The 19,331-nt window shown below is 71.0% G+C and carries 17 protein-coding genes; 8 read left to right on the top strand and 9 right to left on the bottom strand.

Annotated features, from left to right (window positions below):
- From treZ to AB0300_RS07730, 5 genes are all read right to left on the bottom strand, one after another.
- Nucleotides 1-1,743: a malto-oligosyltrehalose trehalohydrolase gene (treZ, locus tag AB0300_RS07750; protein ID WP_025102840.1), complete on the bottom strand. Its 1,743-nt coding sequence runs from the start codon at nt 1,741-1,743 to the stop codon at nt 1-3.
- On the bottom strand, nt 1,740-4,088 hold the full coding sequence (treY, locus tag AB0300_RS07745) for a malto-oligosyltrehalose synthase (RefSeq protein ID WP_338567018.1): 2,349 nt from the start codon (nt 4,086-4,088) through the stop codon (nt 1,740-1,742). Before treY ends, treZ begins: the two co-directional genes overlap by 4 nt.
- Nucleotides 4,085-6,259: a glycogen debranching protein GlgX gene (gene glgX / locus AB0300_RS07740; protein ID WP_366215785.1), complete on the bottom strand. Its 2,175-nt coding sequence runs from the start codon at nt 6,257-6,259 to the stop codon at nt 4,085-4,087. The genes treY and glgX overlap by 4 nt, the downstream gene beginning before the upstream one ends.
- The gene (locus AB0300_RS07735; protein ID WP_025102837.1) at nt 6,256-6,540 is read right to left on the bottom strand and encodes a hypothetical protein; all 285 of its coding nucleotides are present in this window, start codon (nt 6,538-6,540) and stop codon (nt 6,256-6,258) included. The genes glgX and AB0300_RS07735 overlap by 4 nt, the downstream gene beginning before the upstream one ends.
- 105 nt (nt 6,541-6,645) lie before the next feature.
- Nucleotides 6,646-7,215 carry a dihydrofolate reductase family protein gene (locus AB0300_RS07730; RefSeq protein WP_025102836.1) on the bottom strand — a complete coding sequence of 190 codons (570 nt, stop codon included), beginning with the start codon at nt 7,213-7,215 and terminating at the stop codon, nt 6,646-6,648.
- 70 nt (nt 7,216-7,285) lie between these two features.
- Here AB0300_RS07730 and AB0300_RS07725 point away from each other — a divergent pair, with 70 nt between their 5' ends.
- The 5 genes from AB0300_RS07725 (at nt 7,286) to AB0300_RS07705 (ending at nt 11,924) form a co-directional block, all read left to right on the top strand.
- On the top strand, nt 7,286-7,852 hold the full coding sequence (locus AB0300_RS07725; protein WP_085605279.1) for a TetR/AcrR family transcriptional regulator: 567 nt from the start codon (nt 7,286-7,288) through the stop codon (nt 7,850-7,852).
- A gap of 82 nt (nt 7,853-7,934) precedes the next feature.
- On the top strand, nt 7,935-9,257 hold the full coding sequence (locus AB0300_RS07720) for a GAF domain-containing protein (protein WP_338567015.1): 1,323 nt from the start codon (nt 7,935-7,937) through the stop codon (nt 9,255-9,257).
- A gap of 170 nt (nt 9,258-9,427) precedes the next feature.
- A complete protein-coding gene (locus AB0300_RS07715; RefSeq protein WP_366215784.1) occupies nt 9,428-10,978 on the top strand; it encodes an aldehyde dehydrogenase family protein in 1,551 nt (516 codons plus the stop codon).
- 70 nt (nt 10,979-11,048) lie between these two features.
- On the top strand, nt 11,049-11,438 hold the full coding sequence (locus AB0300_RS07710) for a DUF779 domain-containing protein (RefSeq protein ID WP_366215783.1): 390 nt from the start codon (nt 11,049-11,051) through the stop codon (nt 11,436-11,438).
- A gap of 81 nt (nt 11,439-11,519) precedes the next feature.
- Complete coding sequence (locus tag AB0300_RS07705; RefSeq protein WP_366215782.1) at nt 11,520-11,924, top strand: arsenate reductase ArsC; 405 nt, start codon at nt 11,520-11,522, stop codon at nt 11,922-11,924.
- Between the two features lie 7 nt (nt 11,925-11,931).
- Here the strand turns inward: AB0300_RS07705 and AB0300_RS07700 are convergent, their stop codons facing one another.
- Nucleotides 11,932-12,843, bottom strand: coding sequence for a LysR family transcriptional regulator (locus tag AB0300_RS07700; protein ID WP_062765846.1), 912 nt, complete (start codon nt 12,841-12,843; stop codon nt 11,932-11,934).
- A gap of 103 nt (nt 12,844-12,946) precedes the next feature.
- Here AB0300_RS07700 and AB0300_RS07695 point away from each other — a divergent pair, with 103 nt between their 5' ends.
- Together AB0300_RS07695 and AB0300_RS07690 are read left to right on the top strand one after the other, a co-directional pair.
- Nucleotides 12,947-14,332 (top strand): MFS transporter, encoded by a 1,386-nt coding sequence (locus tag AB0300_RS07695; RefSeq protein WP_366215781.1) that lies wholly within the window; start codon nt 12,947-12,949, stop codon nt 14,330-14,332.
- Entirely contained in the window at nt 14,329-15,075 is a 747-nt protein-coding gene (locus AB0300_RS07690; protein WP_366215780.1) for a 3-hydroxybutyrate dehydrogenase, read from the top strand. Before AB0300_RS07695 ends, AB0300_RS07690 begins: the two co-directional genes overlap by 4 nt.
- Before the next feature lie 4 nt (nt 15,076-15,079).
- Here the strand turns inward: AB0300_RS07690 and AB0300_RS07685 are convergent, their stop codons facing one another.
- Entirely contained in the window at nt 15,080-15,718 is a 639-nt protein-coding gene (locus AB0300_RS07685; RefSeq protein WP_366215779.1) for a TetR family transcriptional regulator, read from the bottom strand.
- 63 nt (nt 15,719-15,781) lie between these two features.
- On the opposite strand from AB0300_RS07685, the gene AB0300_RS07680 reads away from it, so the two are divergent.
- Nucleotides 15,782-17,095 carry a glycosyltransferase gene (locus AB0300_RS07680; RefSeq protein ID WP_126893768.1) on the top strand — a complete coding sequence of 438 codons (1,314 nt, stop codon included), beginning with the start codon at nt 15,782-15,784 and terminating at the stop codon, nt 17,093-17,095.
- Between the two features lie 224 nt (nt 17,096-17,319).
- Here AB0300_RS07680 and AB0300_RS07675 read toward each other — a convergent pair whose 3' ends face one another.
- Both AB0300_RS07675 and AB0300_RS07670 read right to left on the bottom strand, forming a co-directional pair.
- Nucleotides 17,320-18,408 carry a hypothetical protein gene (locus tag AB0300_RS07675; protein ID WP_366215778.1) on the bottom strand — a complete coding sequence of 363 codons (1,089 nt, stop codon included), beginning with the start codon at nt 18,406-18,408 and terminating at the stop codon, nt 17,320-17,322.
- Nucleotides 18,405-19,310: a hypothetical protein gene (locus AB0300_RS07670; protein WP_366215777.1), complete on the bottom strand. Its 906-nt coding sequence runs from the start codon at nt 19,308-19,310 to the stop codon at nt 18,405-18,407. Before AB0300_RS07670 ends, AB0300_RS07675 begins: the two co-directional genes overlap by 4 nt.
- Between the last annotated feature and the right edge of the window lie 21 nt (nt 19,311-19,331).

The raw sequence follows: 19,331 nt of genomic DNA, 5'->3' as shown, positions 1-19,331 counted from the left end.
TCAGTTGATGATGGCGGCGGCGTCCGGGGGGAGAGTCAGGAGCGTGGGGGTGCTCGACGCGGGGGCGGTTGTGAGGAGGAGTTCGGCCGTCGAGGGCACCGCAAACGTTGCGGGGGTGGGGGAGAGGTTCACGAGCACCGACACTCCACCGCGATCGATGCGGTAGACGCGGTGCTCGGGGCGGCCGTCCGTCTCCCGGACCTCGACCGTCGTGTGCGCGGAGTCCGGGTCGGTGAGCTCCGGTCGCGCTCGCCGCAGTCGGGCGAGGTCGCGGTACAGCGCCAGGAGCCGGGCGTGCACCGGCGCCTCGGCCTCCGCCCAGTCGAGGTGCGAGCGATGGAAGGTGTCGGGATCCTGCGGGTCGGGCACCGCATCCGGATCCCAGCCCATGCGGGCGAACTCCGCCGTGCGACCCTCGGCGACCGCGCGGCCGAGTTCGGGCTCGGGGTGGGCGGTGAAGAACTGCCACGGTGTCGTCGCGCCCCACTCCTCGCCCATGAAGAGCATCGGGGTGCCCGGGGCCGTCAGCGTGAGGACGGCGGCCACCGCGAGCCGATCGGGGGACAGGGTGGCGGAGAGCCGGTCCCCGGCCGCGCGGTTCCCGATCTGGTCGTGATCTTGCGCGAAGGTCACCAGCCGCCAGCTCGGCACCTCGGCCGGGATCGGCGACCCGTGCGGACGGTCGCGGAAGGACGAGAAGGTGCCGTCGTGGAAGAACCCGCCCTCTGTCACCTTGGCCACCGCCTCGGCCGCGGCGAAGTCGGCGTAGTACCCGGCGGTCTCCCCGGTGAGCGCGACGTGCACGGCATGATGCCAGTCGTCCGACCACTGCGCCGTGAGTCCGTAGCCCCCGGCTTCCCGCGGCAGGATGAGCGTCGGGTCGTTGAGGTCGGACTCGGCGATGAGGGTCAGCGGCCGATTCTGCTGCGCGGAGAGGGCGTCCACCCGTTCGGAGAGCTCCCGCAGCAGGTGCACGGGCCGCCGGTCGTGGAGTGCGTGCACGGCGTCGAGGCGGAGCCCGTCGACGTGGAAGTCGCGCAGCCACATCAGGGCGTTGTCGAGGATGTACTCCCGCACCGCGTCCTCGTCGAGGTTCACCGAGTCGCCCCACGTGTTGCTCTCGCCCTCGCGCAGGTACGGACCGAAGAGGGGGAGGTAGTTCCCGCTCGGACCGAGGTGGTTGTAGACCACGTCCTGCACGACGGCGAGCCCGTGCGCGTGGGCGGCGTCGACGAACCGCTGGTACGCCGCGGGACCGCCGTACTCCTCCTGCACCGCATACCAGAGCACGCCGTCGTATCCCCAGTTCCAGGCGCCGTTGAAGGCGTTGACGGGCAGCAGCTCGACATGGGTGACGCCGAGGTCCACGAGATGCGCCAGGCGGCCGATCGCCGCGTCGAGCGTGCCCTCCGGCGTGAAGGTGCCGAGGTGCAGCTCGTAGATCAGCCCGCCCGCGAGCTGCCGTCCGGTCCAGGAGGCGTCGGTCCAGGCGAAGGCCGCGGGGTCGAACGCCGCCGAGGCGCCGTGCACGCCGTCCGGTTGCCGCCGCGAGCGCGGGTCCGGGCGCAGGTCGTCGCCGTCGTCGAGCAGGAACCCGTAGCGCTCGCCGTCCGCGAGGACGAGGTCGGCGGTCCAGTGCCCCTCAGTGGTCGCCGTGAGTTCCCGCTCCTCCACGGTCGCGCCCGCGGCGTCGAGGCGTCGCACCCGCACACGCCTCGCCCGCGGCGCCCACACCGAGATCATCGGGCCAGCTCGATCAGCGCGACCGGATACGTGTCGAGCAGTTCCGCCAGCCGCACCGGTCCGGGCGGGATCCGCCGACCGGTGAGGAGATCCGTCCCCGGCAGCTCCGGGCGCATCAGGACGGTGTCGCCCCAGCCGCCGCGGCGCGCCAGCGTCACCGGCAGCCGCGTGGCCACGGCGGTCGCGCCGCCGCGGTGCACGGCGACGGCGTGGTCGGCGGCCGCGCCCTCGACGACGGCCGGCCGGTAGAAGCGGAACAGCTCCGGGTTGTCCCGCCGCAGTCGCAGGGCCCGCGAGGTCACCAGCAGCTTTGCGGCACCGGAGTCGTCGATGGGCGGGAGCACACCGCGGGCGTGGTCCGCGTCGAGCTCCCGCAGCATCCGGGCGCGCAGAGCGAAGTCCACGGGTCGACGGTTGTCGGGATCGACGAGCGAGAGGTCCCACAGCTCGGTGCCCTGGTAGACGTCGGGCACGCCGGGACCGGTGAGCTGCAACAGCTTGGCGGAGAGGGAGTTCGAACGGCCCGCATCGACGATCTCCGCCACGAACCGGTCGAGGATCGGCGCGGCGTCGCCCTCCACGGATCGCGCGATCGCGGCCAGACCCTCCTCGAAGGCCGCGTCCGGATGCTGCCAGGTGGTCCGCTCGGCGGCCTCGCGCGCGGCCTTGGTGGCATAGGCGAGGAGCCGGTCGGAGGGCAGCGGCCAGGCTCCGACGGCGGCCTGCCAGATCAGCGCGTCGAGGGGACCGTGTCCGGTGGTCGCGACGGCGCGCAGCTCCGCCAGCACCTCGCCCCACCGCTCCGGGATCTCCGAGAGCACGGACAGGCGTGCCCGCACGTCCTCCGAGCGCTTCGTGTCGTGCGTGGAGAGCGTCGTCATCGAGTGCGGCCAGGCGGCCAGTCGTGCCCGCTGCGCGTCGTGGAACTCCTCGACCGACAGGGCGGGGATCGACGGATCGGCGCCGACCTCGGTCAGCGTCCCGAGGCGGGTGAACCGGTAGAACGCGGTGTCCTCCACGCCCTTCGCCATCACGGCGCCGCTCACCTGCGGGAACCGCTGCGCGACCTCGAGCGAGGGGTCGACCAGGAGCGGTTCGAGCGCCGCGAAGGCGGCGGAGAGGTCGGGGCGTCGACGCCGGGCCTCCGCGAAGGCGGCGCACAGGTGCTCGCGACCTTCGGGGAGATAGGAGCGGTACACGGGGAAGCAGGCGAGGAGCTCGGCGAGGGCGTCGTCGGCGTGCACGATCCCGTGGGGGAGCGTGCGGACCAGGCGGCGCACCTCCGCGGCCAGGAGCGTGTCGGCGATCATCCGCTTCGTGTCGTGGATGAGGTCGTGCCAGGGGAGCGCGTCCGGGAGGCCGGTCTCCGCGCGGAGCCGGGCGTCCAGCCGGTCCAGCGCCGCGACACCCTCCGCGTCGACGAACAGGCGGTCGAGCTCGGCCAGCGCGTCGTAGCCGGTCGTGCCGTCGGTGCGCCACCAGGCCGGGAGGGCCTCGCCGGGCTCCAGGATCTTCTCCACGAGCGTGTACGCGCGCCCGGTCGCGTCGGCGAGCTGCTCCAGATACGCACCGGGGTCGACGAGGCCGTCCGGATGATCCACCCGCAGCCCGTCCGCGAGTCCGGTCCGGAGCCAGCGGAGGATCTCCCGATGCGACTCCGCGAAGACGTCGGGACGCTCCACCCGGATGCCGGCGAGTTCGGAGACCGCGAAGAATCGGCGATACGTGAGATCGGTGTTCTGGTCCTCCCAGAATCGCAGCTCGTAGTTCTGGGCCGCCAGGAGTGCCGGGAGGTCGTCGGCCAGCGCCGCGGTGCCGGGGGCGAGCGGCAGCTCGTGCTCGAAGTAGCGCAGCACCCCGTCCGGCGCATCGGCGGCCGGGGTGGTGTCGACGTCGAGCTCGCCGTTCGCGACGACCTCCTCCGGGCTCGCGCCCAGCAGCGGGAGCAGGAGCCGTCCGCCGCCGGCGTCCCAGTCGATGTCGAAGGCGGCGGCATGACGGGTCTTCCGGCCGAGTCGCAGCACCTCCCACCACCACGGGTTCTGCCGCGGCACCGCGACGCCCACATGGTTGGGGACGATGTCGGCGAGGATGCCGAGGCCGGCCGTGCGCGCCGCCGAGGCGAACCGGACGAGACCGTCCTCGCCCCCTCGGTCCGGATCGATGCGCGCATGGTCGACCACGTCGTAGCCGTGGTTCGAACCCGGCGTCGCCGCCAGCAGCGGCGACAGATACGCCCAGGACGCGCCGAGCTCGGCGAGGTAGCCGACCACATCGGCCGCCGCTTCGAGGGGGAAGCTGCCGCTGATCTGGAGGCGATAGGTCGACAGCGGCCTGTCGGTCATGAGGCGGCCTGCTCGCTCTGCGCGCGGAGCGAGGCGTCGACGGAGTCGTCGGTGTCGACCGGCTCGCCGTCGATCTCCTGCAGCACGAGCATGGCCTTGCCCTCGAGCGGCACGGTGTCGCGGGCGCGGAGGTTCCCGTCGCCCAGCTCGCCGGCGGTGTCCACGGCGACGAGCCATTCCGCACCGTGGCGATCGTCCGGCAGGGCGAGGTCGACGGGCTCGTCGCCGCTGTTGAAGTAGACGAGGAAGTTCACGTCCTCCACGGGTCGCCCTCGCCGGTCGTTCTCGCGGATCCCGCGGCCGTTGAGGAACATGCCGACAGAGCGGCCGAAGCCGGAGTCCCAGTCCTCCGGGGTCATGCGGGCGCCGTCCGGTCGCAGCCACACGACGTCGGGGATGCGCTCGCCGTCCTCGTCCGTGACCGGGCGTCCGTCGAAGAAGCGGCTGCGGCGGAAGGTCGGATGGTCGTGGCGGAGCCGTGCGACCGCCGCCGTGAACTCCACGAGCGGCAGGTCGGCCGCCTCCCAGTCGATCCAGGTGAGCTCGTTGTCCTGCGCGTAGCCGTTGTTGTTGCCGTGCTGCGTGCGGCCGAGCTCGTCGCCGTGGGAGATCATCGGCACGCCCTGCGAGAGCAGCAGCGTCGCGAGGAAGTTCCGCTGCTGACGCGCGCGCCGCCGGTTGATGTCGATGTCGTCGGTCGGTCCCTCCGCGCCCATGTTGTCGGAGCGGTTGTGGGATTCGCCGTCGTTGTTGTCCTCGCCGTTGTCCTCGTTGTGCTTCTCGTTGTAGGAGACGAGGTCGCGCAGCGTGAAGCCGTCGTGCGCGGTCACGAAGTTGATGGAGGCGACGGGTCGTCGGCCGGAGTGCTCGTACAGGTCGGCGGAGCCGGTGAGGCGCGAGGCGAACTCGCCGAGGGCCTGCGGCTCCCCGCGCCAGAAGTCGCGCACGGTGTCGCGGTACTTGCCGTTCCACTCCGTCCACTGCGGCGGGAAGTTGCCCACCTGATAGCCGCCGGGTCCGATGTCCCACGGCTCGGCGATGAGCTTCACCTGGGAGACGATCGGATCCTGCTGCACGAGCTCGAAGAAGGCCGCGAGGCGGTCGACGTCGTAGAACTCGCGGGCGAGGGTCGCCGCGAGGTCGAAGCGGAAGCCGTCGACGTGCATCTCGGTCACCCAGTACCGCAGCGAGTCCATGAGCAGTTGCAGGGCGTGCGGGTTGCCCGCGTTCAGGCTGTTGCCCGTGCCGGTGTAGTCCGTGTAGTACCGCTTGTCCTCTTCGAGCCGGTAGTACGCCTCGTTGTCGATCCCGCGCATCGAGAGCGTCGGACCGAGGTGGTTGCCCTCCGCCGTGTGGTTGTAGACCACGTCGAGGATGACCTCGATGCCGGCCTCGTGGAGCGCGCGCACCATGGCACGGAACTCCTGCACCTGCTGACCGTCCTGGCCGCCGGCGGCATAGGCGTTGTGCGGGGCGAAGAAGCCGAGGGTGTTGTAGCCCCAGTAGTTCGACAGGCCCTTGTCCTGCAGCACCGAGTCGTTGACGAACTGGTGCACGGGCATCAGCTCCAGGGCGGTGACGCCGAGACGCTGGAGGTGCTCGACGACCGCCGGATGCGCGATGCCGGCGTAGGTCCCCCGCAACTCCTCCGGCACCTCGGGATGCCGCTGGGTGAGCCCCTTCACATGGGCCTCGTAGATGACGGTCTCGGCGTACGGCGTCTTCAGCGGCCGGTCGCCGCCCCACTCGAAGAACGGGCTGACGACGACGCCCTTCGCCATCGCGCCCGCGGAATCGTCGTCGTTGCGGGAGTCAGGGTCGCCGAAGTCGTAGCCGAACAGGGACTGACCCCAGTCGATCTCGCCGGCGACGGCTTTGGCGTACGGGTCGAGGAGCAGCTTGTTCGGGTTGAACCGCTGCCCCTGGGCCGGGTCGTAGGTGCCGTGCACCCGGTAGCCGTAGCGCTGTCCCGGCTGAACCGTGGGCAGGTAGCCGTGCCAGACGAAGGCGTCCACCTCCGTGAGGGGCACGCGCGTCTCCGTGCCGTCCGCGTCGAAGAGGCAGAGCTCCACGCGCTCCGCGCCCTCGCTGAAGAGGGCGAAGTTGGTGCCCTGCCCGTCGAAGGTGGCCCCCAGCGGGTAGGCGGACCCGGGCCAGACCTCGCGGCTCATCCGGCGAGGGCGTGGTCGCGCGAACCCGCGGCCATGGCACTGACGATGCTGACGGCATGGTCGTAGTCGTACACCTGAGCGATCTCCACAGCCCGAGGATACGGGTGTCCGAGGTAGCAGACATAGAGCGGCGGCACGACCTCGATGTACCCGACAGGGGCGTCGTGTGCGACGACGTACCGGTCGAAGTCGATCCGCTCGCAGGCCGGCTCGATCGCGGCGGGGTGGGCCGCGTCGGCGCGCTGCGAGGAGCCAGTGCTGGTGGGGGTGTGGACGTTCATGGCGCCTCCTGACTCGTGATGGGACCACGATAGGAACCGGGAACGGATCCGAGAACGGTATTGCCAACCGGGCGTCGACCGGCTATGCACCCGATGACGACGGGATCACTCGCCGCGCCATCGCACGTACTCCGTCACCACGACGCCCGATTCATACGGGGTCGTCTCCACGGCCTCGAACCGTTCGGGACGGTAGGGGCGGTCGCCGAAGAGCGGGATGCCGGATCCGAAGAGCAGCGGCTGCCGTTTCAGGATGAGCCGGTCGATCTCGTCGGCGAGCGTCGCCGCGAGAGCCCCGCCGCCGCACAGCCAGATCGCGCCGCCCTCGGCACGCTTGAGCCGCCGCACGACCTGCACCGGGTCCTCCGCCGTCACCTCGAGGTTCTCGGCCTCGGCGGTGCGGGTGCGGCTGAAGACGATCTGCCGCAGATGCCGGTACGGGCTTGCGAGCCCGCCCACCTCGTACGTGTTCCTGCCCATCAACACGGTGTCGAACACGTCGTTGCGCTGCGGGATGCCGAGGGCTTCGGCGGCCACGGTCGGCAGGGTGTCGGCGAAGCGGGCGTTGATGCCGTCCATGTGGTCGCCCTCGACGAGGAAGGCGTCGAACTCCCCGCCCGGCCCGGCGATGAAACCGTCCAGGGTCACCGCGGCGTAGTACACGAGCTCTCGCATGGTTCTCCAATCACTACATCTGTTGCGGTTGAGAGTACAACAGTCGTAGTGATTGCGCTAGGGTGGCGGCATGGCGAGGAACGAGCCGCGACGACGGCAGATCGCGGATGCCGGGCTGGCGGTGCTCGCCCGCGAGGGATCCCGGGGGCTCACGCACCGCGCGGTCGACGCCGAGGCGGACGTCCCCGCGGGGACGACGTCGAACTACTTCCGCAGCAGGGAGGCGCTGATCGAGGGCCTCGTCGACCGCATCGGGGAACGCCTGGCTCCGACGCCCGAGGACCTGGAGCGGAGGGCCGAGATCACGCCGAGCCGGGAGCTCTTCGCCGACTACATCCGGGACATCGTGCGCCGCCTCACCGCTGATCGCGACGTGACCCTCGCCCTCTTCGAACTGCGGCTCGAGAGTGCGCGCCGTCCCGAGCTCGCCGCCGTGCTCGGCGCCTGGCAACGGGCCGGCTTCGATGCGGACGTCGCCTTCAACACCCGGGCGGGTCTCCCCGGGGGCCGGCGGGAGATCGCCCTGTTCCACTACGCGATCGACGGTCTGCTGCTCGACCGGCTCACCACCCCGATCGACCCGGAGACCTCGACCGACGACGTGATCGACGATCTCGTGGCCGGGCTGCTGCCCTGACCGCCGCCGCGGCTGCTGTTCCGCCCGGTCGATCCTGCTCGTACACTGAGGGCACGCTCCCGGCTCCAGGAACGGAGAACGCGTGTCTGCGACGTGGCACGATCCGCGGGAGGCGTCGCCGACGGCGTCTCGCCTCCTCGTCGAGCGCGCGCACGAGGAGCTCATCGCCGGGAACCTCGACGATCACCGCCTCCGCGAGGTGCGTCCGCTCGTGCGCGAGTCGTGGGAGCGGTCGTGGCGCCGCCGCGTCGGTCCGGAGGGGCTGCCGCCGCTCGATCTGCATGAGGACGAGCTCGACGCCTATCGTCTGGCTCATCCGCTCGCCTCGGCGATGGAGATGATCCGCGCGCTGCTGCTTCCCGGCGACTCCGAGGACTCGGGGGTCGTGATCGCCGTGGGGGACCAGGCCGGGCGCCTGCTGTGGATCGAGGGGGACGCGCAGCTGCGGTCCCTCACCGAGGGCATGGGGTTCGTCGCCGGCGCGAACTGGGCGGAGGACGCCGTGGGCACGAGCGCTCCCGGCACCGCGCTCGCCCTGGAACGGTCGGTGCAGATCCGCGGGGCCGAGCACTACAACCGGCTGGTGCACCCGTGGTCATGCACCGCGGCGCCCGTGCGCGACCCGGAGACGCAGCGGGTCCTGGGCGTGATCGACATCACCGGGGGGCCGGAGGTGGTGACCCCGCAGGCGCGACTGCTCGTCGACGCGACGGCGCGAGCGGTCGAGTCCGAGCTCCTCGTGGCCCGGCTGCAGCGACGGGCGGAGCCTCCGGCTCGACGACTGCCCGGCAGGACGCCGCCGGAACCCCTCGCCCGCGCGCGACTGCACGTGCTCGGACGCGACCGCGCCCGGCTGGAGACCGTGTCGGCGCACGAGGAGGCGGTCACCGAGCTCAGCGCCCGGCACGCCGCCATCCTCCTGATGCTGGCCGTGCACCGTCAGGGGCTCTCCGCCGACCGGCTCGCCGAGCTCGTCTACGGCCCTGGCGTCTCGCCGGACACCTTGCGGCCGGAGATGGTGCGTCTGCGGAAGGTCCTGGAGCGGGCGGCTCCGGACCTCGTGCCGGAGTCCCGCCCGTATCGTCTTCCGGTGCCGCTGGAGACCGACGCCCACGACGTGCTGTCCCTCCTGGATCGCGGGGCGCACCGGGTCGCTCTGACGGCGTATCGGGGGCCGGTGCTGCCGGAGTCGGCCTCACCCGGCGTGGAGGAGTTCCGTGACTCGGTCCGGGCGGCCCTGCGGGAGGTGATGCTGTCGGGGGCGAGTCTCGACGTGCTGCTCGCCTACGCGGACACCCCCGAGGGCAGCGAGGACGCGGAGGTGCTGCGGCTCGCGTTGGAGATGCTGCCGGCGCGCTCGCCGCGTCGTGCCGGTCTCGTGACCCGGATCGAGCGCCTCACCTGATTCGAATCGCCCGATTGGTCCCATTCCGGCCGCGGATGCAGCACAGTGCGCGATTCGAACGGGGTGCAACCGGCTGCAACGTTGCGCACCGGGAGTGCAACGGGGAGCGGCCTAGCGTCGAGGGAACACCGCGGCATCGACGCCGCGGCGCCCCCGTCGAAGGAGACCCCATGACCATCGTCGAAGAAGACGTGTCCCTCGCCTACGCGGCCCCCGGGCAGCCCGGAGCAGTCGCGAACTATCGGCCCCGCTACGGCCACTACATCGGCGGCGAGTTCGTCGAACCCGCCAAGGGCCAGTACTTCGAGAACATCAGTCCCGTCAACGGCAAGCCCTTCACCGAGGTCGGCCGCGGCACCGTGGAGGACATCGACCGCGCCGTCGACGTCGCCTGGAAGGCCTTCACCGCCTGGGGCAAGACCAGCCCCGCGGAGCGCTCCGTGATCCTGAACCGCATCGCCGACCGGATGGAGCAGCACCTGGAGGAGATCGCGGTCGCCGAGACCTGGGAGAACGGCAAGCCCGTGCGGGAGACGCTCGCCGCCGACATCCCGCTCGCGATCGACCACTTCCGCTACTTCGCCGGGGTGCTCCGCGCGCAGGAGGGCGGCATCAGCCAGCTCGACGAGAACACCGTCGCGTACCACTTCCACGAACCGCTCGGCGTCGTCGGGCAGATCATCCCCTGGAACTTCCCGATCCTCATGGCCGTGTGGAAGCTGGCGCCGGCGCTCGCCGCGGGCAACTGCATCGTCATCAAGCCCGCGGAGCAGACTCCCGCATCGATCCTGTTCCTGTTCGACATCATCGGCGACCTGCTGCCGGCCGGAGTCGTCAACATCGTGAACGGTTTCGGCATCGAGGCCGGCGCCCCGCTCGCCCAGCACAAGCGCATCCGCAAGGTCGCCTTCACCGGGGAGACCACGACCGGGCGCCTCATCATGCAGTACGCCTCGCAGAACCTCATCCCCGTCACCCTGGAACTCGGGGGCAAGAGCCCGAACGTGTTCTTCGAGGACGTGGCCCGATCCACGAGCGACCCGTTCTACGACAAGGCGCTCGAGGGCTTCACGATGTTCGCGCTCAACCAGGGCGAGGTCTGCACCTGCCCGTCACGCGCCCTCATCCAGCGCTCCATCTACGACGGGTTCCTCGCCGACGGCCTCGAGCGTGTGAAGAAGGTCGTGCAGGGCAATCCGCTCGACCCCGCGACCATGATCGGCGCGCAGGCCTCGAACGATCAGCTGGAGAAGATCCTCAGCTACATCGACATCGGGAAGCAGGGCGGGGCCCGGCTGCTCACGGGAGGCGAGCGCGCCGACCTCGGCGGCGATCTCAGCGAGGGCTACTACGTGCAGCCGACCGTGTTCGAGGGGACGAACGACATGCGGATCTTCCAGGAGGAGATCTTCGGTCCGGTGCTCTCGGTCACGAGCTTCGACGACTTCGACGACGCGATCTCGATCGCGAACGACACCCTGTACGGCCTGGGCGCCGGGGTGTGGAGTCGCAGCGGGGACACGGCGTACCGCGCAGGCCGGGCGATCGAGGCGGGCCGTGTGTGGACGAACACCTACCACCAGTACCCGGCCCATGCCGCGTTCGGCGGGTACAAGCAGTCGGGCGTCGGCCGCGAGAACCACAAGATGATGCTCGACCACTACCAGCAGACGAAGAACCTCCTCGTCTCGTACGCGGACGGTCCGATGGGCTTCTTCTGATCCCCCCCGCCCGGGTGTCGGACGGCGCTCGCCGCCCGGTCCGACACCCGGCATCCCGGAAGGAGTCCCCATGGCCGACGCCGCCCTGCCCACCCGCGTCGCGGTGACCGCCCCCGCCGCCGCGCTCGTCCGCGAGCTCACCGCGCAGCACGGGCCGCTCATGTTCCACCAGTCCGGCGGCTGCTGCGACGGCTCCGCGCCCATGTGCTACCCGGTGGGGATGTTCCTCACCGGCCCCGGCGACGTGCTCCTCGGCGCCCTCGACGTCGGGCTCGACGATCCGGTCGAGGTCTTCATGTCGGCCTCGCAGTTCGAGTACTGGAAGTTCACGCACCTGACGATCGATGTCGTGCCGGGACGCGGCGCCGGGTTCAGCGTCGAAGGTCCGACGGGGATGCGGTTCCTCATCCGGTCGCGGATGCTCGACCCCGCGGAGCTGGCGAGCCTCGGCCTGGCCTGAGGGCCTTCGAATCGCCCGATTGGTCCCATTTCGGCCGGAGATGCAGCCAATCAGGCGATTCGAACGGGATACGCTGGGCCGGTGAACGCACCACACCGGCCCTCCGTCCTCTTCGTCTGCGTCCACAACGCGGGGCGCTCGCAGATGGCCGCCGGCTTCCTCCGGCACCTCGCCGGCGACCGCATCGAGGTGCGCTCCGCCGGGTCGATGCCTGCTGCCGAGATCAACCCCGTCGCGGTGGCGGCGATGGGGGAGCTCGGCATCGACATCACGGCCGAGCAGCCGAAGGTGCTCACGACCGAGGCCGTGCAGGCGTCGGACGTCGTGATCACGATGGGCTGCGGCGACGCCTGCCCGTTCTTCCCCGGCACGCGCTACGAGGACTGGGTGCTCGACGACCCCGCCGGCCAGGGGATCGACGCCGTCCGGCCGATCCGCGACGACATCCGCGGTCGCATCGAAACCCTCGTGTCCGAGTTGCTCTGACCGGCGCTCAGCCGGCCCCGTCGAGCATCGCCTTGGCAGCACGCGTGCGGGCGCGCAGGGCTTCGGCGAGCGCCGCGACCGCGGGGAGCCGCAGCGACTCGGGCCGCGCGACCATGTAGTACGGGAGCTTCTCGGCGAAGACCTCGGGCAGCAGGCGCACGAGATCCGGGTGCCGGTCGGCCGCGAAGCAGGGGAGCAGGCCGATCCCGGCTCCCGCGCGAGTGGCCTCGACGTGCACGAAGACGTTGGTCGAGGTGAGTCCGTCCTGCATGCCGGGAACGAGGCGGCGCGGAAGGTCGAGCGCGTCCACCTGGAGCATCGAGTCGACGAAGTACACGAGTCGATGCTGCTCCACCTCGGCACGCGATGCCGGGGTGCCGGTGCGGCCGAGGTAGTCCCGGGAGGCGTACATGCCGAGGGTGTACGTGCCGAGCTTCACGGCCTGCGCGCGGCGGGTCTGCGGCGCGCCCACGACCACCTCCAGGTCGAGCCCGGCGCGGTGCTCGGCGGCCCTCCGCGTGGCGGCGACGATCTCGACCGTCAGCCGTGGGTGTGCTCGGCGCAGCTCTGCGATCGCGGGGGCAGCGATGTAGGCGCTGAAGCCGTCCGTGGCGGACATGCGCACGACGCCGGCGATCGGATCAGGAGTCTCGCCGGGGGCGGAGTCGAGCTGGGACAGGGCGGCCTCGATGCGTCCACCGGTCTCGGCGGCGGTGCGCCCGAGATCGGTGAGTTCCCACCCGGACGCGGATTGCGCGACGACCCGTCCGCCGAGCGCGTCCTCGAGGGCAGCGATGCGGCGCGCCACCGTCGTGTGATCGAGACCGAGGTGGGCGGCGGCGCTCGTGTACCGGCCGGTGCGGGCGACCGCGAGCAGCACGAGCAGATCGTCGGCACGAGGCCTCTTCGCCGCATCCATGCTGCAATTATGCACAGCCGCTGCGCGCCACTGGGCATTGCTGCAAATCCGGCCGGTGCCGACACTGGAACGGATGTGTCACCGTCGACACCGAAGGAGAGAAATGACCGCCCCCACCCGCGCCTCCGGTCACCCCGCCGCCGCCCCGTCCTCCTCGAAGCTCAAGCGCGTCGTCGCCGCCTCCATGGCCGGCACCGTCGTCGAGTGGTACGAGTTCTTCCTCTATGCGACCGCCGCCAGCCTCGTCTTCGGCACCTACTTCTTCCCGGCCACCGGATCGCCGCTCGACGGCATCATCGCCGCTTTCGTGACGTATGCGGTCGGCTTCATCGCGCGGCCGCTCGGCGGCATCGTCTTCGGTCAGATCGGCGACCGTTTCGGCCGCAAGCCCACGCTGCAGGCCACGATCATCATCGTCGGCGCCGCGACCTTCCTCATGGGGTGCCTCCCCGGCTTCCAGAGCATCGGCTACTGGGCGCCCGCGATGCTCGTCGCGCTGCGCTTCATCCAGGGCTTCGCTGTCGGCGGCGAGTGGGGCGGGGCCGTCCTCCTGGTCGCGGAGCAGAGCCCCGACCGGTCGCGCGCGTTCTGGTCGAGCTGGCCCCAGGCCGCGGTTCCCGTCGGCAACCTGCTCGCCACGCTCGTGCTCCTCGTGAGCTCGTGGGCGATGAGCTCGGCGGCGTTCCTCGAGTGGGGCTGGCGCATCGCGTTCTGGCTCTCCGCGGTGATCGTGCTCGTCGGCTACTACATCCGCCGCAACGTCGAGGAGGCTCCGATCTTCCTGGAGGCGAAGGCGCAGGTCGAGGCGGAGAAGGCCACCTCCTACTGCGTCGTCGAGGCGCTGCGCCGGTATCCGATCGGGATCGTGCAGGCGATGGGCCTCCGTTTCGCCGAGAACATCGTCTACTACATCGTCGTCAGCTTCACGATCGTCTACCTGAAGACCGTCCACGAGTACGACACCAGTCAGCTGCTGCTCGCTCTGCTCATCGCGCACGTCGTGCACTTCGCGATCATCCCGCAGGCAGGGCGGCTCGCCGACCGCTGGGGCCGCAAGCCCGTGTACCTGACCGGCGCGATCCTCAGCGCGACCTGGGCCTTCTTCGCCTTCCCGATGTTCGACACCCTGAACCCCGTGCTCATCGTGCTCGCCGTCACCATCGGCCTCTGCTTCCACGCGTTCATGTACGCGCCGCAGCCGGCGGTCATGGCCGAACTGTTCCCGACGCGGATGCGGTACTCCGGCGTCTCGCTGGGGTCGCAGGTCACGGCGATCCTCGCCGGGTCGCTGGCGCCGATCCTGGCGATCCAGTGGCTCCGGGACTTCGGCTCCTGGCTGCCGATCGCGCTCTACATCGTGTTCGCCTGCATCGTCACGGCGATCGCGGTGCTCTCGCTGCGGGAGACGAAGGGCGTGTCCCTGCAGGCCATCGACGACGCGGATGCCGCCCGCGCGAACGCCCGCACCGCGGCTGCGAGTGCCGCATGACGGATCTGCACGGACGTCGTGCTCTCGTCACCGGGGGAGCGAGCGGCATCGGTGCCGCCTGCGCGAGAGCCTTCGCGCAGGCGGGCGCCCGCGTGACGATCGCCGACATCGACGGTGACGCGGCCGAAGCCCTCGCTGACGAGATCGGCGGGCAGGCGTGGCAGGTCGACCTCACCGACCGCGATGCGCTGGCCGCACTCCGCCTGGACACCGACATCCTCGTCAACAACGCGGGCGTGCAGCACGTCAGCCCGATCGAGGATTTCGACCCCGCCCGCTTCGCGCTTCTCCTGCAGCTGATGCTCGAGGCGCCGTTCCTGCTGACCCGCGCCGTGCTCCCGGGGATGTACGAGCGGGGCTTCGGGCGGATCATCAACATGTCGAGCGTCCACGGTCTTCGCGCCTCGCCGTTCAAGGCGGCCTACGTGGCGGCCAAGCACGGCCTGGAAGGGCTGTCGAAGGTCACGGCGCTGGAGGGTGCCGCGCACGGCGTCACGAGCAACTGCATCAATCCGGGGTATGTGCGGACCCCGCTGGTGGAGCGCCAGATCGCCGACCAGGCGCGGGTGCACGGTATCCCGGAGAACGAGGTCCTGGAGAAGGTGCTCCTCACCGAAGCCGCGATCAAACGCCTCGTGGAGCCGGAGGAGGTCGCCGGCCTTGCCGTCTGGCTCGCCGCTGACGCCGCCGGGATGGTGACCGGCGCGAGCTACACGATGGACGGCGGCTGGTCCGCGCGGTGAGCCGTCACGCCGACGGAGAGGCCGCGGCGAGCACAGCCCTCCGCAGCCAGGAGCGGTAGCGCTCCGGCGACCATCCGGACTGCACGACGAGCTGCTGGTGGCTCTCCGGCGAGAGCAGGAACGACAGCACGTCGGCGAGGGCGTCGCCGTCGTGGTCCGAGTCGACGATGCCCCGGCGCTGCAGTTCCGCCGCGAACCCCCGGTAGTCCGCAGCCCGGTTCTCGAGGATGCGCTGGAGGGCGGCATCGACGACCGGATCGGAGAGCGCCGCGCCCAGGAGGACCGTCCAGAGGGCATGCCCCCGCTCGTTCGCCGCGCCGATCTGCGTGATGACCGCGTCGAGGAAGACGTCGTCGGGCAGAGTCGTCAACCCGGAGCCGGCCTCGGTGTCGGCGAGGGTCTCGGCGGCCTCCGAGCCGGAGAAGGTGACCTCGAAGGCGGCGATGAGCAACTCCGCCTTCGCCGCCGTGGTCTTCACCGTCTCCGCGGAGACCCCGGCCTCCTTGGCGATCGCGGAGATCGTCGTCGCCTGGTATCCCTGCGCGGCGAACAGGCGGGCGGCTGCCGCGACGATGCGCGCACGGGTCTCCTCGGCCTGTCGGGTCCGCAGGGCGGAGCGGTAAGGGCGTGCATTCGACGTCATTGACTTTCCTCAAGGGGTGATGAATACTTCAACGGTACAACCAACCCTATCGAGAGAGTCGCCATGTCCCGTTACCTCCTCACCTGCACCCCCGCCCACGGGCATGTGCTCCCGCTGCTGCAGGTCGCCAGGCACCTGGTCGCCGGTGGGCACGACGTCCTCTTCCTCACGAGCACCCGGTACGAGGAGCAGGTGACCGCGGCGGGCGCGCGGTTCCGTCCGCTGCCGGCGGAGGCCGACGTCGATCTCGACGACGCGAACGGCGCGTTCCCCGAGCGCGAAGGTCTCACCGGGGTGGCTGCGCTCCGCTTCGACATGAGCACTCTGTTCATCCGTCCGGGGCGGGCTCAGCTCGAGGCCGTGCGCGTCGAGCTCGCGCGGAACCGCGTCGACGCCGTCCTCACCGAACCGCTGTTCGTCGGTGCGGCGCTGCTGCAGCGGCTGCCGAAGGCCGAACGGCCCCCGGTCGTGGTCCTCGGCATCTTCCCGCTCGGCGCCCGCAGCGTCGACACGGCCCCGTTCGGGCTCGGAGTCACGCCGATGCGCGGGCCGTTCGGCCGGATGCGCAACGCCTTCCTCCGCACCGTGGCGGAGCGCGTCATCTTCGGCGGCGTGCAGAAGGAGGCCGACGCCATGGCGCGCGAGGCGGTCGGCCGCGATCTCGGCGGATTCGTGCTCGACTGGGCGGGCCGCGCGGACGCGTACGTGCAGTTCTCGGTGCCGGCGTTCGAGTACCCGCGCTCCGACCTCCCGGCGTCCGTGCACTTCGCCGGCCCCCTGCCCGCGGCGGCGGCGACCGTGCCACTGCCCGAGTGGTGGTCCGACCTGGACGGACGGCGGCCCGTGATCCATGTCAGTCAGGGGACGATCGCCAACGCCGACTTCGGCCAGCTCGTGCTTCCCACGATCGCCGGGCTCGCCGCGACGGACGCCCTCGTGGTGGTCTCCACCGGTGGACGCCCCGTCGAGGCGCTCCCGGCGGAGCTCCCGGCGAACGTCCGCGTCGCCGAGTACCTGCCCTACGACCGGCTGCTGCCGGAGGTCGACGTGTTCGTCACGAACGGCGGTTTCGGCGGGGTGCAGCAGGCCCTTGCCCAGGGCGTCCCGCTGGTGGTCGCGGGGCAGACGGAGGACAAGGTCGAGGTCTCCGCCCGAGTCGGGTGGACCGGGGTGGGCATCAACTTGCGGACGAATGCGCCGAAGCCGGGACAGGTCGCCGAGGCCGTGCGCCGGGTGCTGGCCGAGCCGACGTTCCGGGATCGCGCGCGGCAGGTCGGAGAGGCGATGCGCGCTGCGGACGCCTGGCAGACGCTCGACACGGTCCTGGCCGCGGAGACCGCGACAGGGGCCGCGGCCGACAGTTCGATGCACCGCTGAGCGCCGCGCGGGAAAGTGCATTCCCGCGCATGAACGCAACCGGGTGCAACGTCCGCCGGTATACCGTCCCGGTATCGCCACGCAGCGTCAGTCCCCAGCTGACCACGGGCGGGACGGTCGAACCGTCAATGCGGAGGGAACGTCGAATTCCTTTCGATCCCGAGGGGGGATGGGGTGGGCGTCGGTTCCCCAGAACGGCACCCACCCCCACATCGGGTTCGGCCTCAGTTCCAGCGGCTGAGCATCCAGACGACCGCGAATCCGATCACCACGACGATCGGCACCCAGGTGCCCGTGCGCTTGAGGCGCCGACCCTGCGGCGCGACCCCCGGCGGTGGGGTGATCATCCCGGCCGGCGCAGCGAACGGGAGAGCGTGGCCCCCGGGCGTCGCGGCGGCGGCGAGGCGGTCGTCGCGCCACCGCGCCCACTGGTCGAGCTTGGTCAAGAGCGCCCCCACCGTCCCGAACAGCCACGCCCAGGTCGCCGGGTCGAGCGTGGACGCGCGGCGGGGCGTGTAGAGGAACAGCCAGTCGTCGACGATCTCGACGTCGAGCTGCGCGGCGTTGTCGATGAAGCGCGCCATGATGTCGGGCGTGAAGAGGTAGAGCGCGTCCTGCTCGTAGCCGTCCGGGCAGTACAGGGTGAAGTGCTGGTCGAAGTCGCCCTCGAGCGACAGGCGCTGTGCCCGCTGGAACGAGGCCGGCAGGTTGGAGCCGAAGCCGTTGTTGCCCTTCGCGTCGAGCACGATGTTCGGCAGGGGCACATCCAGCTTCACGGCCACATAGCCCCAGCGATACGTCGTCGAGTTCTTCCCGGACTGCACCGTGTACTGGTAGTTGCCGAACTCCACGAACCGTGGGCTCGTGCCGCGGACCAGGTCGGTGGCCATGCGCGAGCGGCCGAGATGGAAGATCATTCCGGGGAGCGGCGGATCGTCCACGCGCGGCTCGTACGTCATGCCGTTGGCCTGGGCGAACCGGTGCAGGCGATACCGGGCGGTACGCGCGTTGCGGACGCCCATCCAGATGAGTACGCCCACCCCCGCGGCCACCAGCAGGAGGAGCACGAGGGGGATCGCCGCCGCGGCGGGGGAGCCGCTGCCCGCTGCCAGCGCCACCACCAGGGACGCGAGGATCGGGAGCAGCACGACCCCGGCGATCGCGACGGCCACGACGGCGATGATCGACGACACCGCCATGCCGGTCGTCCGCCGGGACCGGAGCTCCGCCGTGAAGGCGCGGACGGCGGCCGGGTCGACCGGATCGGTGAGGGGGCGCGCATCGAACGACGCCGACGCCTGCGGAGACGTCATCGGTTGACCTCGTCGGCATCCCACGTGAGGTCGGCGCCCTCGCGAAGTGCCTTCGCCTCCAGCCGCGCGTCCGTGCAGATCGCGCGGATGAGGTCGGGCGAGCCCGCCACGATCGTGGAGTCGTAGTCGATCTCCGAGACCATCACCCAGACGCGATCGGCGGGCCAGAGGATGTTCGGGCTCTGGGCGGCGGGCGGGAAGCCGTGTTCCTCGCCGACCCGGTCGCGCCACGGCACGCCGAGCACCCAGTCCGGATCCGCGAAGGCCCTGGCACCCCCGGAGAACAGCACGTAGTCGCGCCCCGGGAGCTGCAGCCGGGGCCCTTCGGAGATCTCGCGGGAGAGGATGCCGTCCTGCCAGGTGGGCTTCCGGAAGACGTTGTTGAAGGGGTCGTGCGTGCTGCGGTCGAGCATCGCCTGATGGTGCGGGTCTTCGCTGAACGTCAGGAAGACACGGGACGGCCCGTCTCCGAAGAAGCCGACCAGACCGCCGAATCCCTCCCAGAGCGCGACGACCCCGTCGTCCGGTGTCGCGGTGTGGGCGGCGAGGTGCCCGGCCAGGACCGTCACGAGGTCGCTGTCGAGCGCGCCCTCCATCGGCGCCGTGAACTCGCGGCCGTCCGGAGCGATGCGGGTCCGCCAGTCGGCGTCGACGGGAGTGCGCACGATCCGGTTCCACTGCGCCTCTGCGTGCATCGTCGTGCCGAAGGCGGCGGCGGTGTCCGCCCAGCTGACGCGCACGTCGGAACCCGCCGCCGTGGGACTCTCCCGCACCGCGGCGGGATGGAAGATCCGGGCGTACGCGGGGAAGCCGCGGGGGACGACCGCGTGCATGCTCCCCAGACCGTCGTCGAGGGTCTCCCGCAGCCACGCGCCGACGCCGGGGTCTGCGATCCACTCCATGCGACCACGGTACCGGCCGCG

This window comes from Microbacterium sp. NPDC078814 (genome assembly GCF_040702645.1).
Taxonomy (GTDB): Bacteria; Actinomycetota; Actinomycetes; order Actinomycetales; family Microbacteriaceae; genus Microbacterium.
This window is presented reverse-complemented; position numbering and strand designations above follow the sequence as displayed.

Coding starts and splice junctions, on each gene's coding strand:
- AB0300_RS07690 (WP_366215780.1), top strand. CDS start 14,329: ATGACGGATCTGCACGGACGTCGTGCTCTCGTCACCGGGGGAGCGAGC.
- AB0300_RS07700 (WP_062765846.1), bottom strand. CDS start 12,843: ATGGATGCGGCGAAGAGGCCTCGTGCCGACGATCTGCTCGTGCTGCTC.
- AB0300_RS07725 (WP_085605279.1), top strand. CDS start 7,286: ATGGCGAGGAACGAGCCGCGACGACGGCAGATCGCGGATGCCGGGCTG.
- treY (WP_338567018.1), bottom strand. CDS start 4,088: ATGACCGACAGGCCGCTGTCGACCTATCGCCTCCAGATCAGCGGCAGC.
- AB0300_RS07710 (WP_366215783.1), top strand. CDS start 11,049: ATGGCCGACGCCGCCCTGCCCACCCGCGTCGCGGTGACCGCCCCCGCC.
- AB0300_RS07715 (WP_366215784.1), top strand. CDS start 9,428: ATGACCATCGTCGAAGAAGACGTGTCCCTCGCCTACGCGGCCCCCGGG.
- glgX (WP_366215785.1), bottom strand. CDS start 6,259: ATGAGCCGCGAGGTCTGGCCCGGGTCCGCCTACCCGCTGGGGGCCACC.
- treZ (WP_025102840.1), bottom strand. CDS start 1,743: ATGATCTCGGTGTGGGCGCCGCGGGCGAGGCGTGTGCGGGTGCGACGC.
- AB0300_RS07685 (WP_366215779.1), bottom strand. CDS start 15,718: ATGACGTCGAATGCACGCCCTTACCGCTCCGCCCTGCGGACCCGACAG.
- AB0300_RS07675 (WP_366215778.1), bottom strand. CDS start 18,408: ATGACGTCTCCGCAGGCGTCGGCGTCGTTCGATGCGCGCCCCCTCACC.
- AB0300_RS07670 (WP_366215777.1), bottom strand. CDS start 19,310: ATGGAGTGGATCGCAGACCCCGGCGTCGGCGCGTGGCTGCGGGAGACC.
- AB0300_RS07695 (WP_366215781.1), top strand. CDS start 12,947: ATGACCGCCCCCACCCGCGCCTCCGGTCACCCCGCCGCCGCCCCGTCC.
- AB0300_RS07730 (WP_025102836.1), bottom strand. CDS start 7,215: ATGCGAGAGCTCGTGTACTACGCCGCGGTGACCCTGGACGGTTTCATC.
- AB0300_RS07680 (WP_126893768.1), top strand. CDS start 15,782: ATGTCCCGTTACCTCCTCACCTGCACCCCCGCCCACGGGCATGTGCTC.
- AB0300_RS07735 (WP_025102837.1), bottom strand. CDS start 6,540: ATGAACGTCCACACCCCCACCAGCACTGGCTCCTCGCAGCGCGCCGAC.